At 71.2% G+C, this 16,155-nt stretch carries 13 protein-coding genes; 10 read left to right on the top strand and 3 right to left on the bottom strand.

Translation table 11 applies throughout. The features are described 5' to 3' along the window. Positions 1-6: 6 nt before the first annotated feature. Together Dsi01nite_RS48990 and Dsi01nite_RS48985 are read right to left on the bottom strand one after the other, a co-directional pair. A complete protein-coding gene (locus Dsi01nite_RS48990) occupies positions 7-597 on the bottom strand; it encodes a hypothetical protein (protein WP_203853360.1) in 591 nt (196 codons plus the stop codon). A gap of 179 nt (positions 598-776) precedes the next feature. Further along, complete coding sequence (locus Dsi01nite_RS48985) at positions 777-1,613, bottom strand: hypothetical protein (RefSeq protein ID WP_203853359.1); 837 nt, start codon at positions 1,611-1,613, stop codon at positions 777-779. An 85-nt stretch (positions 1,614-1,698) separates the two neighbouring features. Here Dsi01nite_RS48985 and Dsi01nite_RS48980 point away from each other — a divergent pair, with 85 nt between their 5' ends. The 10 genes from Dsi01nite_RS48980 to Dsi01nite_RS48930 all read left to right on the top strand — a co-directional run bounded on the left by Dsi01nite_RS48980 (position 1,699) and on the right by Dsi01nite_RS48930 (position 14,983). Continuing rightward, positions 1,699-2,427 (top strand): beta-phosphoglucomutase family hydrolase, encoded by a 729-nt coding sequence (locus Dsi01nite_RS48980; protein WP_203853358.1) that lies wholly within the window; start codon positions 1,699-1,701, stop codon positions 2,425-2,427. Beyond that, positions 2,428-4,773 carry a glycoside hydrolase family 65 protein gene (locus Dsi01nite_RS48975; RefSeq protein ID WP_203853357.1) on the top strand — a complete coding sequence of 782 codons (2,346 nt, stop codon included), beginning with the start codon at positions 2,428-2,430 and terminating at the stop codon, positions 4,771-4,773. A gap of 26 nt (positions 4,774-4,799) precedes the next feature. After that, a complete protein-coding gene (locus tag Dsi01nite_RS48970; RefSeq protein WP_203853356.1) occupies positions 4,800-6,764 on the top strand; it encodes a TIGR03960 family B12-binding radical SAM protein in 1,965 nt (654 codons plus the stop codon). Further along, positions 6,757-7,560 carry a TIGR03936 family radical SAM-associated protein gene (locus Dsi01nite_RS48965; protein ID WP_203853355.1) on the top strand — a complete coding sequence of 268 codons (804 nt, stop codon included), beginning with the start codon at positions 6,757-6,759 and terminating at the stop codon, positions 7,558-7,560. The genes Dsi01nite_RS48970 and Dsi01nite_RS48965 overlap by 8 nt, the downstream gene beginning before the upstream one ends. A gap of 129 nt (positions 7,561-7,689) precedes the next feature. Further along, the gene (locus Dsi01nite_RS48960; RefSeq protein WP_203853354.1) at positions 7,690-10,560 is read left to right on the top strand and encodes an Rne/Rng family ribonuclease; all 2,871 of its coding nucleotides are present in this window, start codon (positions 7,690-7,692) and stop codon (positions 10,558-10,560) included. Positions 10,561-10,689: 129 nt separating this feature from the next. Continuing rightward, a complete protein-coding gene (rplU, locus tag Dsi01nite_RS48955) occupies positions 10,690-11,004 on the top strand; it encodes a 50S ribosomal protein L21 (protein WP_203853353.1) in 315 nt (104 codons plus the stop codon). 10 nt (positions 11,005-11,014) lie between these two features. Further along, positions 11,015-11,272 (top strand): 50S ribosomal protein L27, encoded by a 258-nt coding sequence (gene rpmA, locus Dsi01nite_RS48950; RefSeq protein WP_203853352.1) that lies wholly within the window; start codon positions 11,015-11,017, stop codon positions 11,270-11,272. A gap of 98 nt (positions 11,273-11,370) precedes the next feature. Next, positions 11,371-12,825, top strand: a complete 1,455-nt coding sequence (obgE, locus tag Dsi01nite_RS48945) for a GTPase ObgE (RefSeq protein WP_203853351.1) — start codon at positions 11,371-11,373, stop codon at positions 12,823-12,825. A gap of 69 nt (positions 12,826-12,894) precedes the next feature. Next, a complete protein-coding gene (locus Dsi01nite_RS57965; protein ID WP_239136896.1) occupies positions 12,895-13,818 on the top strand; it encodes a GNAT family N-acetyltransferase in 924 nt (307 codons plus the stop codon). Between the two features lie 91 nt (positions 13,819-13,909). Then, positions 13,910-14,983 (top strand): hypothetical protein, encoded by a 1,074-nt coding sequence (locus Dsi01nite_RS48930; protein WP_203853350.1) that lies wholly within the window; start codon positions 13,910-13,912, stop codon positions 14,981-14,983. Here the strand turns inward: Dsi01nite_RS48930 and trpS are convergent. Further along, positions 14,916-15,941: a tryptophan--tRNA ligase gene (gene trpS / locus Dsi01nite_RS48925; protein WP_203853349.1), complete on the bottom strand. Its 1,026-nt coding sequence runs from the start codon at positions 15,939-15,941 to the stop codon at positions 14,916-14,918. The two genes, Dsi01nite_RS48930 and trpS, sit on opposite strands and share 68 nt — an antisense overlap. Positions 15,942-16,155 lie beyond the last annotated feature (214 nt).

The raw sequence follows: 16,155 nt of genomic DNA, 5'->3' as shown, positions 1-16,155 counted from the left end.
CGATGATCAGTAGTAGGCATTGATGTGGTCGATCATGTGTCCGCTGAGCGTGCCGTCCGCCGGCGGGGACTGCGGGTTGGCCGAGCCGGCCATGCAGTCGCCGTTGCCGTAGTCCTCGAATCCGTAGGCATGCCCGAACTCGTGGCAGACGAGGAACCAGCCCATCCGGTCCGGGACGGCGCGGGTCATCGTCTCGTCGAACCGGATCCGCGCCCGGTCGCAGACGCCCGAGGACAGGACCACCCGGCAGCTCTCGTCGCCGTTGATGCCGGGCAGCGAGGCGGCGAACCAGACGATGTCGGTGTTGTTGGTCCACGCGCCCGACGTCAGCTCCGAGACGCTGAGGTCGGTCCGGGCGCCGTACTGGTCGTACTGCTCGAAGTGCACGAAATGGTTCCAGTACAGCCGGTGGTCGAGGTTGTCCTCGTCGGAGGCGAACGTGACGTTCTGCCCGCCCTCGTCGACCTTCAGGAGGCCGAACCAGTCCGCTTCCGCCGGTTGCGCCGTGAACAGCAGCGCCACCATGGTCATCAGGGTTGCCCAAGCCGCGACGAGCCTGCCGCGGCGCCAGCCGTGCTGGTGTTTCGAGTCTGACACGTGTTTCTCCGCCTCCCGTGTTTGCCGACGCGATGGCGCGGGCGTCGGCTCCGGGACAGCAGCCATGGATCGATCGGCACCGAACCCCCGCGCGGTGTACGGGCATTCTGACGGTTCACGCGGCAGTCATGCCATCGATGCCATGAAATAGTTATGAACGTCGTGCTTCGATCGTGGGGTCAGTCGCGGCGGACGATGGAGCCGCGGATGTTGTGGGTCAGGATGCCGGCCTGTTCCAGGGACTTGCCGGGAAACACGGCCAGGGCGATGACGCCGTGGTCGGCCCAGCCGCAGACGGTGGCCGAGCGGTTGTCGTAGCGGGCCGCGGCACAGCGCTGCTCGCCGCCGAACGGGCCGGGGTCGATGTCGCGCACGTCGCTGACCTGCATCGCGGCGGGGAGCTTGTGGATGCTCGCCTCCAGGTCCCGGGCCGGGTCGGTGATGAACCTGGTCGCGCCGGCGACGAGGACCCGCAACTGCTTGTTCGCGGCGTCGGTGTAGGTCACCGTGAAGCCCGACTCGTCGAGGTGGTCCGAGGTCAGCGCCTTCTGGACGTCGGTGGCCGCCTTCTTGGCGTTGGTGTCGGTGGTGCGCGTCAGCCCCGGAACGGTCGCCTCCACCTGCACCGATGCCGGGTACTGCACCCAGTAGGGGCGCGCCCACGCGTAGGAGCCGCCGCAGCAGCCGGCGCACAGGGTGAACAGCAACAGCAGCACCCATGGCCAGCGCCGCTTCCGCCGGCGGTACTGCGGTGGCGGCGGGGCGTAGCCGGGCGGTGGCTGCCGGTATCCGGGCGGCGGGCGGTATCCGGGCGGCGGTGGGCCGTACTGGGGGACCGGCACGTAGCGGATCTCCGGCTCCGGTGGCAGCGGGACGGTCCGGGGCGCCGCGGGCAGGTCGAGCGTGTCCTCCCACTGCCGGCGCCGGCGTGACCCGCCCGGCGGCACCGACGCGGAACCCACCCACGTCGGCGCGGCGGGCTGTCGTTCGGTCGGCGATTCATCCGGGAGTGTCACACCTCGAAGGCTAGCCACCCCGCGCACGGACCGCCGTTCACCGCCGGCAGGTTTGGTGGATACCCGGCGCGGATACCGTTGCGGTGTGCTCGGGCTACCGGAACGTGTGACCGCCTGCCTGTTCGACCTCGACGGGGTGCTCACCCCGACCGCGGTCATCCACAACAAGGCCTGGACCGCGACGTTCGACGACTTCCTCAAGGGGCGTGACGGGCAGCGCCCGTTCGACCCGGTCGCCGACTACAACGACTACGTCGACGGCAAGCCGCGCGAGGCCGGGGTCCGCGACTTCCTCGCCTCCCGCGGCATCACCCTGCCGGAGGGGACCCCGGACGATCCGCCGTCCTCGCCGACCGTCAGCGGCCTGGGCAATCGCAAGAACGAGATGCTGCTCACCCTGATCAAGGAGGGCCTGGAGCCCTACCCGGGCAGCGTGCGCTACCTGAAGGCGGCGGCCGCGGCGGGGCTGCGCCGGGCGGTGGTCAGCTCCAGCGCCAACACCCTGCAGGTCATCACGTCGACGGGGCTCGACGCGTACCTCGAGGCGCGCGTCGACGGCACGACCATCCGGGAACGCGGGCTGCGCGGCAAGCCGGCCCCCGACACGTTCCTGGCGGCGGCGAAGGAGCTCGGCGTCGCGCCGGAGCAGGCCGCCGTGTTCGAGGACGCCCTGGCCGGAGTGGCCGCGGGGAAGGCCGGCGGGTTCGGCTGCGTCGTCGGGGTGGACCGGATCGGCGGCGAGCACGCCCAGGATCTCCGCGACGCCGGCGCCGATGTGGTCGTGACCGATCTCGACGCACTGCTGGAGGCCTGAATGGCGATGTTCCCGGTCGAGCCGTGGGTGGTCCGCGAGACCCGGCTCGACCTCGACGACCTGGGGCAGACGGAGTCGCTGTTCGCCCTGTCCAACGGGCACATGGGGCTGCGCGGCAACCTCGACGAGGGTGAGCCGTACGGACTGCCCGGCACCTACCTCAACTCGTTCTACGAGGAGCGCCCGCTGCCCTACGCGGAGGCCGGCTACGGCTTCCCGGAGGAGGGCCAGTCGATCCTCAACGTCACCAACGGCAAGGTGTTCCGCCTGCTGGTCGACGACGAGCCGTTCGACGTGCGGTACGGCAACCTGATCAGCCACGAGCGGGTCCTGGACCTGCGGGCCGGGACCCTCACCCGGGACGTCGAGTGGGTCTCGCCGGCGGAGCAGCGGATCAAGGTCCGCACAACCCGTCTGGTGTCGCTCGAGCAGCGGTCGATCGCGGCGTTCCTGTACGAGGTCGAGCCCGTCGACGGCCCGGCGCGGGTGATCGTGCAGTCGGAGCTGGTCGCCAACGAGGACACGCCGGATCCGAGCAAGGACCCCAGGGTCGCCGCGGCGCTCGGCCACGCCCTCCTGCCGGAGGAGCACTCGGGCCACGGGCTCAACGCCCAGCTGCTACACCGCACGAACGCCAGCTGGCTGCGGCTCGGCGCGGAGATGGACCACGAGGTCGAGGCGCCCGTGCCGGTGCGCTCGCACACCGAGGCGACGGAGGACTGGGCCAGGACCACGTTCGCCTGCGAGCTGCAGCCCGGCCAGCGGCTGCGGATCGTCAAGTACCTCGCCTACGGCTGGTCGAGCCAGCGCTCCCGCCAGGCGATCCGGGACCAGGTGCACGGCGCGATCGCCGGGGCCCGGCTGGGCGGCTGGGACGGGCTCGTCGCCGCGCAGCGGCGCTTCCTCGACGGCTTCTGGGCGCAGGCGGACGTCGAGGTCGACGGCGACGCGGAGATCCAGCAGGCGGTGCGCTTCGCGCTGTTCCACCTGATGCAGGCCGGCGCGCGGGCCGAGGCCCGGCCGATCGCGGCGAAGGGCCTGACCGGCCGAGGCTACGACGGGCACGTCTTCTGGGACACCGAGAGCTTCGTGCTGCCGGTGCTGACCTACACCCACCCGCAGGCGGCCCGCGACGGGCTGCGATGGCGCCACGACACGCTGCAGCTGGCCCGGGACCGCGCCGCGCAGCTGAACCTCGCCGGGGCGGCGTTCCCGTGGCGGACGATCCGCGGTCAGGAGTGCTCCGCGTACTGGCCGGCCGGCACCGCCGGCTTCCACGTCAACGCCGATATCGCCGCGGCCGTCGAACGGTACGTGCGGGCCACCGGCGACACCGAGTTCGAGCTGGAGTTCGGCCTGGAGCTGCTGGTCGAGACGGCCCGGCTGTGGCGGTCCCTGGGCCACCACGACCGGCACGGCGTCTTCCACATCGACGGCGTGACCGGGCCGGACGAGTACAGCGCGATCGCCGACGACAACATCTACACCAACCTCATGGCCCAGCAGAACCTGCTCGCCGCGGCGGGCGCCGTCGAACGGCACCCGGTCGCCGCGCACGGGCTCGGCGTCGACGACGAGGAGATCGCGTCGTGGCGGGACGCGGCCGCCCGGGTCCACCTGCCCTACAACGCCGAGCTCCGGGTGCACGAGCAGTCCGCCGGCTTCACCCGGCACCAGGACTGGGACTTCGCCCGGACACCGGAGGAGCAGTACCCGCTGCTGCTGCACTACCCGTACTTCGACCTGTACCGCAAGCAGGTCGTGAAGCAGGCCGACCTGGTCCTCGCCATGCACTGGCGGGGGGACGCCTTCACCGCGGAGGAGAAGGCCCGCAACTTCGCCTACTACGACGAGCGCACGGTCCGTGACTCCTCGCTGTCGGCGTGCACGCAGGCGGTGATGGCGGCCGAGGTCGGGCACACCGAGCTGGCGTACGACTACCTCGGCGAGGCGGCGTTCGTCGACCTGTACAACCTCCAGCGCAACGTCGGTGACGGGTTGCACATGGCCTCCCTCGCCGGGACCTGGCTGGCGCTGGTCGCGGGCCTCGGCGGCATGCGCGACCACGGCGGGAAGCTGGCGTTCATGCCGCGGCTGCCGGACCGGCTGGACCGGTTGTCGTTCGCGATCACCTGCCACGGCAGCATCCTGCGGGTCGACGTGAACCACCAGGAGGCCACGTACACGCTGGACTCCTCGGAGATGGTGCTGCATCACCACGGTGAGCGGTTCATCGTCAGCAAGGACAAGCCCGTCACGAAGCGCATCCCACCGCCGCGACCGGCGACTCCGGCGCCGCAGCAGCCCGCCGGGCGGGAGCCGCGGCGGCGCCACCGGGAGTCGTGACGGGCGGGCGCGTACCCTGGTAGCTCGTGAGCGTCACAAGCGTCTTCCCGCAACTCGAGCGTCTGCTGCCCAGGATCAGCAAGCCGATCCAATACGTGGGCGGTGAGCTCGGTGCGGTCATCAAGGACTGGGACTCCGTCACCGTGCGGTGGGCCCTGTCCTATCCCGACGCCTACGAGGTCGGGCTGCCCAACCAGGGCGTCCAGATCCTCTACGAGGTGCTCAACGAGCAGCCCGACGTGCTCGCCGAGCGCACCTACGCGGTGTGGCCCGACCTGGAGGCGCTCATGCGCGCCGAGGGTGTGCCGCAGTTCACCGTGGAGGCGCACCGCCCGGTGACCGCGTTCGACCTGTTCGGCATCTCGTTCGCCACCGAGCTCGGCTACACCAACATGCTCACGATGCTCGACCTGGCCGGCATCCCGCTGGAGTCCCGCGACCGGGACGACCGGCACCCGATCGTCGTGGCCGGCGGGCACGCCGCGTTCAACCCCGAGCCGATCGCCGACTTCATCGACGCCGCCGTCCTCGGCGACGGCGAGGAGGCGGTGCTCGAGATCACCGCGATCGTGCGCGAGTGGAAGGGCGAGGGCTCGCCCGGCGGCCGCGACGAGCTGCTGCTGCGCCTGGCCCGGACCGAGTCGGTCTACGTGCCGCGCTTCTACGACGTCGACTACCTGCCCGACGGGCGCATCCAGCGGGTCGTGCCGAACCGTGCGGACGTGCCGTTCCGGGTGCACAAGCGCACCACGATGGACCTGGACGCGTGGCCGTATCCGAAGCGCCCGCTGGTGCCCCTCGCCGAGACGGTGCACGAGCGCTACGCCGTGGAGATCTTCCGCGGCTGCACGCGGGGCTGCCGGTTCTGCCAGGCCGGGATGATCACCCGCCCGGTGCGGGAGCGTTCGATCACCACGGTCGGGCAGATGGTCAAGGAGGGGCTCGAGTTCTCCGGCTTCCACGAGGTCGGCCTGCTCTCGCTGTCCTCCGCGGACCACTCCGAGATCGGTGACATGTGCTCCGGGCTCGCCCAGCAGTACGAGGGGACCAACGTCTCCCTGTCGCTGCCCTCGACCCGGGTCGACGCGTTCAACGTGACGCTCGCCCAGGAGCTGGCCCGCAACGGGCGGCGCACCGGCCTGACGTTCGCGCCGGAGGGCGGCTCGGAGCGGATCCGCAAGGTGATCAACAAGATGGTCACCGAGGAGGACCTGATCCGCACGGTCGTCACGGCGTACAGCAACGGCTGGCGGGCGGTGAAGCTGTACTTCATGTGCGGGCTGCCGACCGAGACCGACGAGGACGTGCTGCAGATCGCCAAGCTGGCGCACGAGGTGATCCGGGCCGGCCGCGAGGCCACCGGCTCGCGCGACATCCGCTGCACGGTGTCGATCGGCGGGTTCGTCCCGAAGCCGCACACGCCGTTCCAGTGGGCGAAGATGGAGACCCCGGAGGTCATCGACCACCGCCTCCGGGCGCTGAAGAACGCGATCAACAGCGACCGCAACCTCGGCAAGGCGATCGGCTACCGGTATCACGACGGCCAGCCCTCGCTGATCGAGGGCCTGCTCAGCCGGGGTGACCGGCGGGTCGGCGCGGTCATCCGGCGGGTCTGGGAGCAGGGCGGCCGCTTCGACGGCTGGTCCGAGCACTTCTCCTACCAGCGCTGGGTCGACGCCGCCAGTGCGGTGCTGCCGGGCTACGGCGTGGACCTGGACTGGTTCACCGTCCGCGAGCGCGACCAGAACGAGGTCCTGCCGTGGGACCACCTCGACTCCGGCCTGGACAAGGACTGGCTCTGGCAGGACTGGCAGGACTCGGTGACCGGGTTCGAGCAGGACGACTGCCGGTGGACGCCGTGCTTCGACTGTGGCGTGTGCCCGAGCCAGGACACCGAGATCCAGATCGGGCCGACGGGCAAGAAGCTGCTCCCGCTGACCCCGGTCGGCTCAGGACTGCGGGTGCCTCAGACGGTGCATCAGCATGGCTAAGCGGCAGCCCGAGGGTGGGCAGGACCCTGTCGTCCAGCGGATCCGGCTGCGGTACGCCAAGCGGGGCCCGATGCGCTTCACCTCGCACCGCGACTTCGCCCGTGCGTTCGAGCGGGCGCTGTTGCGCGCCAACGTGCCGATCGCCTACTCGCAGGGCTTCACCCCGCACCCCAAGGTCTCCTACGCCTCGGCGGCGCCGACCGGTGTCGCCAGCGAGGCGGAGTACCTGGAGATCGGCCTGCGGGCCGTCGTGGACCCGGACGACCTGCGGGCCGCCCTCGACGCGGCGCTGTCACCCGGCCTCGACGTGATCGAGGCCGTCCAGTCGCCGCTCAACGGCGGCGGCAGCCTGGCCGACCGGATCGACGCGTCGGCCTGGCACCTCGAGCTGCCCGGCATCACCCCGGCCTCGGCGGAGGCGGCCGTCCGGGCCTTCCTGGCCGCCGGCGAGGTGCTGGTCGAGCGGCTCACCAAGCAGGGCAAGCGGGTCTTCGACACCCGGGCCGCCGTCGTCAGGCTGGAGCTGCTGGAGGCCTCTTCGGCCCTCGGTGACGTACCTTCCGGGGTCGCCGAGGCACCGTGTGCGATACTCGACCTTGTCGTGCGGCAGGGAACCCCGACCGTTCGACCCGATGATGTGCTGTCCGGTCTGCGTGTAGTAGCCGACCTGGAGCCTCCGGTCCCGCCTCGTGCGACCCGACTGGCTCAGGGCGTGCTGACCGCGCAGGGGGAGTTCGTCGATCCGCTCGCTGCGGATCGGCCGGCGGCTGTCGTCGGGGCTTCGTCACTGGTGTAGTCGGCGAGGTTGGCAGACTTTCGACGGATCGTCCGTGTGAGCGGATACCTCCGCCGGCACAACATATAGGTGCCCCCGTGTGGCTGCGTTTGTACGCGCCCGGGAGCGCCAGAACTGGAGAACGTCCGCATGTTCGACAACGAGTCGGCAAGCGGCGAGGCTACCGGCGATGAGCCGGTGGCAGACGCCGCAACCACCGAAGAGACCACTCCCGTCCGCCGCACGCGGCGCCGGGCAACCAAGGCGACCGCCGCGCCGGTAGAGCCGGCGGCCGCGGATGACGCGGCACCCGCCGCGGCCGAGGCGGATGCCGAGCCGGCACCCGTCCGCCGGACCCGCCGCAGGGCGGTGAAGGCGACAGCGAGCGACGAAACGGGCGAATTGGGAGAGTCCGGGCAGCAGGCGCTGCCATTGGACACCGAGGAGCCCGCCGTCACGCCGGTCAAGGCCACCCGGACCCGCCGCCGGGCCGTGAAGGCCGCGCCGGTGGAGGAGCCCGAGCCGCTGCCGGTCGCAGCCGCCGAACCCGAACCCGAACCTGAACCCGAGCCCGACGCCGTCGTCGTCGACGAAGCGGTTGAGGCCGTCGAAGAGGTCGTCGAGGTCGTCGAGGAGCCCCCGGCCCGTCGGGGGCGCCGGGCCGCGCCGATCCAGGTCCTCTTCATGCCGCCGAGCGAGGAGGTCGAGCCGGTCCGCCCGGCCCCCGCGGTCTCCGGTGCCGCGTCGGGCATCGACCCGTTCGCCGCGCCCGCGCCGGCCGTCGCCGCCGCGGGTGACTACGACGACCTGGGCGAGGACGTCGCCGAGGAGCCCGTCGGCCGAAGCCGCCGGCGCCGGGGCCGTCGCTCCGCCGAGGAGGCCCCCGCCGTCTCGGCGCACGCCGAGGTGCCGGTGGAGACCGACGAGGTCGACGCCGAGGCCGAGGACGACGAGGACGACGACGAGTTCGAGCCCGGCACCCGCCGCCGCCGGCGGCGCGGCCGCCGTGGCCGTGGCCGTGGCCGGGGCACGCTCGGCGAGGACGTCGACGACATCGACGGTGAGGGCGACGCCGAGGCCGAGGCCGAGGGCGAGGAGGCCGCGGCCGACGAGGACGCCGAGGCCGGCGACGACGGCGACGAGGACGGCGAGGGCCTGACCCGCCGGCGGCGCCGCCGGCGGCGCAAGGGCTCGGCCGACACCGAGCCCGCCGACGACCCGCACGTGGTCGTGAAGATCCGTGAGCCCCGCCCGGCCGCCCGTGAGCGCGACCGCGACGAGGTCCAGGGCATCTCCGGCTCGACCCGCCTGGAGGCCAAGCGCCAGCGCCGCCGGGACGGTCGCGAGCAGCGCCGCACCCGCCCGCCGATCCTGTCGGAGTCGGAGTTCCTGGCCCGCCGCGAGGCGGTCGACCGCACGATGGTCATCCGCCAGAAGAACGACCGCACCCAGATCGCGGTCCTGGAGGACAAGGTGCTCGTCGAGCACTACGTCACCCGGGCCTCGTCCAGCTCGATGGTGGGCAACGTCTACCTCGGCCGGGTGCAGAACGTGCTGCCCAGCATGGAGGCGGCGTTCGTCGACATCGGCCGGGGCCGCAACGCGGTGCTCTACGCCGGCGAGGTCAACTGGGACGCGACCGGCATGGAGGGCCGCTCCCGCTCCATCGAGCAGGCCCTCAAGTCGGGCGACTCGGTGCTGGTGCAGGTGACCAAGGACCCGATCGGCACCAAGGGCGCCCGGCTGACCAGCCACATCGCGCTGTCCGGCCGGCACCTGGTCTACGTGCCGCACGGCAACGCCTCCGGCATCAGCCGCAAGCTCTCCGACATCGAGCGCAAGCGCCTCCGCGACGTGCTGAAGAACCTGGTGCCCGACGGCGCCGGGGTCATCGTGCGGACCGCGGCCGAGGGGGCCAGCGAGGACGACCTGGCTCGCGACGTGAAGCGGCTGCAGGCGCAGTGGGAGGCGATCCAGGAGAAGTCCGGCAGCAGCAGTGCGCCGGCCCTGCTCTACGAGGAGCCCGAGCTGGTCGTGCGGGTCGTCCGGGACCTGTTCAACGAGGACTTCCACGAGCTGGTCATCCAGGGCAACGACGCCTACGAGTCGGTCGAGCCCTACCTGTCGCACGTGTCGCCGGACCTGGTCGACCGGGTGCGCCGGTACACCGGCATCAACGACGTCTTCGCCGACCTGCGCATCGACGAGCAGCTGATCAAGGCCCTCGACCGGCGGGTGTTCCTGCCCTCCGGCGGCAGCCTCGTCATCGACCGCACCGAGGCGATGACCGTCATCGACGTCAACACCGGCAAGTACACCGGTGCCGGCGGCAACCTCGAGGAGACGGTCACCCGCAACAACCTCGAGGCGGCCGAGGAGATCGTTCACCAGCTGCGCCTGCGTGACCTGGGCGGCATCATCGTCATCGACTTCATCGACATGGTCCTGGAGTCCAACCGCGACCTGGTGCTGCGCCGGCTGACCGAATGCCTGGGCCGGGACCGGACCAAGCACCAGGTCACCGAGATCACCTCGCTGGGCCTGGTCCAGATGACCCGCAAGCGGGTCGGTCAGGGCCTTCTCGAGGCGTTCAGCGAGACCTGTGAGGTGTGCAAGGGCCGCGGCCTGATCATCCACACCGAGCCGATCCCGGAGAAGCGTGGCGGCGGCAGCGGTGGCGGTGGCACCGCCGGCAGCAACGGGCACAACGCGCCCGCGAAGGCCGCGGCGACCGTCACCAGCGGCGTGGACGAGTCCGACGTGCAGCCCGCGCGCAGCAGCCGCCGGCGGGGCCGCCGGGGCGGCGCGGCGGTCGTCGAGGAGGAGACCACCTCCGAGGCCGAGACCGACACCGTGGACGTGCCGCACACCGTGGAGGACGTCGAGGAGGAGTCGGAGTTCACCCCGATCGCCTCCGAGGACGACCCCGACAACGTCGACGAGGACGAGGACGAGTCGGCCGGCAACGGTGCCCGCCGCCGGACCCGCCGGGGTGGTCTGCGCAGGCGGACCCGCCCCTGATTTGGGGGGTGCGCCACCGATGGCGTACCCTCTTAAAGGCGCACCTTCGTGCGTCGGGTCTTTGTGTGCTCTTCACAGCAGCGACGCAGATGACCAACCGCCAGTAGCTACGACAGGAGTCCGCGTCCGATGTACGCGATCGTCAAGACCGGCGGCAAGCAGTACAAGGTCGCCGAGGGCGATGTGATCGAGGTCGAGAAGCTCGCGGGCCAGCCTGGCGACTCCCTGTCGCTTGTCGCTCTGCTGCTTGTCGACGGCGAAGATCTCATCACCGACGCGGCGAAGCTTGCCAGTGCCGCGGTGACCGCTGAGGTCGTCGCGCACACCAAGGGTCCGAAGATCCGGATCCACAAGTTCAAGAACAAGACCGGTTACCACAAGCGTCAGGGTCACCGGCAGCCGCTGACCCAGGTGAAGGTCACCGGCATCTCCACCGGGAAGTAGAGGCAGCGCGATGGCACATAAAAAAGGTGCGTCCAGTTCGCGGAACGGGCGCGACTCCGCTGCCCAGCGGCTCGGCGTGAAGCGGTTCGGTGGCCAGCTGGTCAACTCCGGCGAGATCCTGATCCGGCAGCGCGGCACCAAGTTCCACCCGGGTGACCTGGTGGGTCGCGGTGGCGACGACACGCTGTTCGCGCTCGCCGCGGGCCACGTGCTCTTCGGCACCAAGCGTGGCCGCAAGACCGTCAGCATCACCCCGGTCGCGGGCTGAAGTTCTTTCTTTTCCGGACGGCGGGCCGGGGGCATATACGCTCCCTGCCCGCCGTTCGTGTGTTTGTGGGTTCGTGTTCGTAGTGAGGGGATCGGGTCGTGACCACGTTCGTTGACCGAGCCGTGCTGCACGTGAAGGCCGGCGACGGTGGCCATGGCTGCGTGTCCATCCACCGTGAGAAGTTCAAGCCGTTCGGTGGGCCCGACGGCGGTGACGGCGGCCACGGCGGCAGCGTCAAGCTCGTCGTCGACCCGGGCGTGCACACGCTGCTGGACTTCCACTTCCACCCGCACCAGAAGGGTGGCAACGGCGCCGGTGGCGCGGGCAACGACCGCGACGGCGCCAACGGCTCCACGCTGACCCTGCGGGTGCCGGACGGCACCGTGGTGCACAGCGTGGACGGGGAGGTCATCGCCGACCTGATCGGCGAGGGCACGGAGTTCGAGCTGGCCCGCGGCGGCCGGGGCGGCCGCGGCAACGCGGCCCTCGCCAACACCCGCCGCAAGGCGCCCGGCTTCGCCGAGCTCGGCGAGCCCGGCGAGGAGATCGACGTCGTCCTGGAGCTCAAGAGCGTCGCCGACGTGGGCCTGGTCGGCTTCCCGTCGGCCGGCAAGTCGTCGCTGATCTCGGTCATCTCCGCGGCCCGGCCGAAGATCGCCGACTACCCGTTCACCACCCTGGTGCCCAACCTGGGCGTCGTGCAGGCCGGCGACAACACCTTCACCGTCGCCGACGTGCCCGGACTCATCCCGGGCGCGGCCACCGGCAAGGGCTTGGGCATGCAGTTCCTGCGCCACATCGAGCGCACCGCGGTGCTGGTCCACGTGGTCGACACCGCCGCGCTGGAGACCGAGCGTGACCCCGTGTCCGACATCGACGCGATCGAGGCCGAGCTGTCCGCGTACGGCGGCCTCGAGGACCGGCCGCGCATCGTCGCGCTCAACAAGATCGACGTGCCCGACGGCCGCGACCTCGCCGACATCATGCGCGCCGAGCTGGAGGAGCGCGGCTACGCGGTCTACGCGGTGAGCGCGGCCACCCACGAGGGGCTGCGCGAGCTGATCTTCGCCATGTCCGAGTTGGTGCTGCAGCAGCGCAAGCTGGCGCCGCCGCCGGAGCGCACCCGCATCGTCATCCGCCCGGTCGCCGTCGACGACAGCGGCTTCAGGATCGCGCAGGACGCCGACGGCGTCTTCGTGGTCAGCGGCGGCGCGCCCGAGCGGTGGGTCCGGCAGACCAACTTCGACAACGACGAGGCCGTCGGCTATCTTGCCGACCGGCTCGCCCGGCTCGGCGTCGAGGACGCGCTCAAGAAGGCCGGCGCGGTGTCCGGCTCGCCGGTTCGCATTGGCGCCCGTGAATTCGATTGGCAGCCCAACACCTATACCGCGGACGACTACGTGCCCGGCAACCGGGGCACCGACCACCGCATCGAGGAGCCCAACAAGCGCGTCCGCGCCTCGGAGCGCAAGGCCATGCGCGGGGCGCGCCGCCAGCCCTACGAGACGCTGGAACTTTCACCCGCGGACGAGGACGACGCGGAGGACTTTTAACCCGCCGCGCAACGAAATTCGCTGGTCAGGTGAAACATCCGGGAAATCCGGGTTGCGTACCGTCGTTCCATGTTGATCGAGCAACGTCCATCGGACGACTCGGAAGTGATCGCGCTTGTGGTCGATCAGCAGGTCGAGCTGCGGGCGCGGGACGGTGGCCGCGACGGCCACGTCTACGCGGTCGACCCGGCGGCGAGGTATCTCGTCGCGGTCATGGGTGGTGACGCGGTCGCCTGCGGTGCCCTGCTGGCCACCGACATGGACGTCGCCGAGGTCACCCGGCTCTACGTGCGCCCGGCGTACCGCGGCCGGGGTCTGGCCCGGCGGATGCTCGCCGCGCTGGAGGACTTCGCCGCCTCGCGGGGGCACCGCGTGCTGCGGCTGGAGTCCGGCGTGACCTCATCCGACGCCATCGCCCTGTTCCTCGCCTCGGGCTACCGGCCGATCCCGCGGTTCGGGCCGTACGTGCGGCACGAGGGCAGCCGCTGCTTCGAGAAGCGGTTCGACGACGCCGACCGCGAGGTCCGGGTGACCCGCCGCACCGCCGGCGACCCCGCCGTGGTGGAGCTGCTCGCCGCCGCCGCCGACGAGATGGCCCACCGCTACAGCGGACCCGACGCGCGCCGCTTCCCGATCAACCCGGCGGCCCGCTTCGTGATCGCCACGGTCGACGGGGTCGGTGCCGGCTGCGGCGCGATCCAGCCGATCGACGACCAGACCGTGGAGCTCAAGCGGATGTACGTGCGACCCGCGCACCGCGGCACCGGCATCGCCAGGCGGGTCCTCGCCGCCCTCGAAGACCTCGCGGTCGGCTCGCACTACCCGCTGATCCGGCTGGAGACGGGTTCCCGACAGCCGGAAGCGATCCGTTTGTACGAATCGGCCGGTTACCGACCGATACCACCCTATGGGCCGTACGTACACAGTCCGCTCAGCCTGTGCTACGAAAAACTCGTTATTGCCACGGAGGCCATCGCGTCCGAGCTCGCGTGAGGCTAATGTTCGGTCGGTGGGCATCCTCGAACGGCTGACCCGACCGGCGCGTTCTCCTCGTGAGCGTTTCGCCGACCAGGTGCTGACAGAGTTGCGCAGACTCGGTGTCCGGGACGCCGAGTTCCGCCCGACCCAGTTCGCGATCGTGTGTGAGTGCGGCCAGGACGCGTACAGCTGGCTGTTCCTGGCCAAGGCATTCAGCCAGTACCAACGCCGGCCCGGTGACCGCAAGCGGTTCGTGCGTGACTTCGTCGCCAGCAGCCTGGCGCCGCCGGCCCAGCCGGAGACGTTCGCCGAGGCGCTGCCCAAGCTCCGCCTCGCGCTGCGACACGCCGCGCGCGGCACCCGCACGCTGCGCCGCCCCGCGCTGCCGCACCTCGACGAGGTGGTGCTGGTCGAGGACGTCCCGGTCGACCTGGACAGCCCGGCCCGCTGGGGCGTCAGCGTCGAGGAGATCTTCACGGCCGCGCACGACCACACCCTTGCCCGCGCCGAGCTGCCGGCCAGCGCCGCGCTCTTCGGGCCGTCGGTGCTGCACGTGCCCGACTACTCCGGCGAGCACCTGGTCTCGTGGGTGCTGCTGGACGGCTGGCTCGCCGAGCTCGACGAGCAGGTCGGCGGGCGGGCCGTCGCGTTCCTGCCGAGCACCCTCATGCTGCTGGTCTGTGCCGACGAGCCGCGCCTGGTGGAGCAGCTGTTCGACCTGGCCGCCGACGAGTACGCGCGCACCCCCAGGCCGCTGTCGCCGATGGCGTACACCACCGACGACGACGGGCACGTCGTGCCCTTCGACCCGGAGCCGGGTCACCCCGCCTTCCACGCCGCGGCCAAGGCCCGCCGCCGGCTCGCCACCGACGTGGCCGAGCACCAGCGGCGGACCCTCGCCGATCCCCGGCTCGTGGACTGCACCCTGACCGCGCGGCCCGACGGTTCCACGTTCACCGCCGCCATCTGGGCCGTCGGCTCGCCGGCGCTGCTGCCGGTCGTCGACTTCGTCGGGGTGTCGCTGCCGGGGGACCGGGTCTACTACGTGCCGTGGGCCCTGATGATCGAGGCTGACCTGCTGATCGAGGAGATCGACTTCCGGCCGGCCCGCTTCAGTGCGGTCGACCGGCCGTCGCCGGCGTCGCTGGGCTACCTGCGGGAGCGCGCCGTCCACCTGTGAGGCCGAGCGCGGTTCTCGCCCGGCGGACCGTCTGGTCGGCGTGCCCGGCGGCCCGCTCGGCACCTTCCGCCAGCACCGACTCGATGTCTTCGTCGGTCAGCGCCTGGTAGCGCCGCCGGATCGGCTCGAGCGTGTCGATCACGGCGTCGGCGACGGTTGCTTTCAGCTGGCCGTATCCGTCGAATCCGCCGGCAAGGACGTGCGGGTCGCGGTCGCTCAGCGCCCCCAGGATGTCGAGGAGATTCGCCACCCCGGGGTGCCGGTCCGGGTCGTAGACCACCTCCGTGCCGGCGTCGGTCACCGCCCGCATCACCTTGCGCCGTAGGACGTCCGGCGGGTCGAGCAGGAACAGCACACCGGCGGTCGACGCGTTGGTCTTGCCCATCTTGCGGGCCGGCTCGGCCAGGTCCGCGATCCGCGCGGCGACGGCCGGGTGGACCGCGCGCGGCACGGTGAACGTCGGGCCGTAACGCTCGTTGAACCGCTCCGCGAGGTCGCGGGTCAGCTCGACGTGCTGGCGCTGGTCGTGGCCCACCGGCACCTCCTCGATGTCGTGCAGCAGGATGTCGGCGGCCATCAGCACCGGGTAGGTCAGCAGGGACAGCCGGGAACCACCGCCGCCGCCCTTCTCCTTGAACTGGATCATGCGGTGCGCCTCGCCGTAGCTCGCCACGCATTCGAGCAGGTAGTGCAGCTCCAGGTGGGCGGCGACGTCCGACTGCCGGTACAGCACGGTCGTCCCGGGGTCGATGCCGGCGGCCAGCAGGAGCCCGGCCACCTCGCGGGAGCGGGCCTGGACGAGGGCCGGGTCGTGCTGCACGGTCAGGGCGTGCAGGTCGGCGATGAACGCGACGGTGGGCTGCTCGTGCTGGCCGCGGACGACGGGTCTGATCGCGCCGACGTAGTTGCCGAGCTGGAGCGGACCGGTGGGCTTGAAACCGGAGATGCGACGGGACATTTCGGATTCCTCCGTGCTTTTGCCCGCCCGGTTCCGCAAAAAGGCCGCCCGGAACGGGCGGCCTGAAAGGGGATGTGTCTGCGTGCAGGAAGTGGCCGCCCCTAGAGGGCGCGCCAGCTCAGCAGTCGTTGCAGCACGTATTCACCTTAGCAGGGTTCTTAGGGGTTCTTCAGGGTCGTAATGTCCAAAAATGTCGGTCGGCGAGTGGCCCCCT

It is taken from the genome of Dactylosporangium siamense (assembly GCF_016862795.1).
GTDB classification, from domain to species: Bacteria; Actinomycetota; Actinomycetes; order Mycobacteriales; family Micromonosporaceae; genus Dactylosporangium; species Dactylosporangium siamense.
This window is presented reverse-complemented; position numbering and strand designations above follow the sequence as displayed.

Coding starts and splice junctions, on each gene's coding strand:
- rplU (WP_203853353.1), top strand. CDS start 10,690: ATGTACGCGATCGTCAAGACCGGCGGCAAGCAGTACAAGGTCGCCGAG.
- Dsi01nite_RS57965 (WP_239136896.1), top strand. CDS start 12,895: ATGTTGATCGAGCAACGTCCATCGGACGACTCGGAAGTGATCGCGCTT.
- Dsi01nite_RS48960 (WP_203853354.1), top strand. CDS start 7,690: ATGTTCGACAACGAGTCGGCAAGCGGCGAGGCTACCGGCGATGAGCCG.
- rpmA (WP_203853352.1), top strand. CDS start 11,015: ATGGCACATAAAAAAGGTGCGTCCAGTTCGCGGAACGGGCGCGACTCC.
- Dsi01nite_RS48975 (WP_203853357.1), top strand. CDS start 2,428: ATGGCGATGTTCCCGGTCGAGCCGTGGGTGGTCCGCGAGACCCGGCTC.
- Dsi01nite_RS48965 (WP_203853355.1), top strand. CDS start 6,757: ATGGCTAAGCGGCAGCCCGAGGGTGGGCAGGACCCTGTCGTCCAGCGG.
- trpS (WP_203853349.1), bottom strand. CDS start 15,941: ATGTCCCGTCGCATCTCCGGTTTCAAGCCCACCGGTCCGCTCCAGCTC.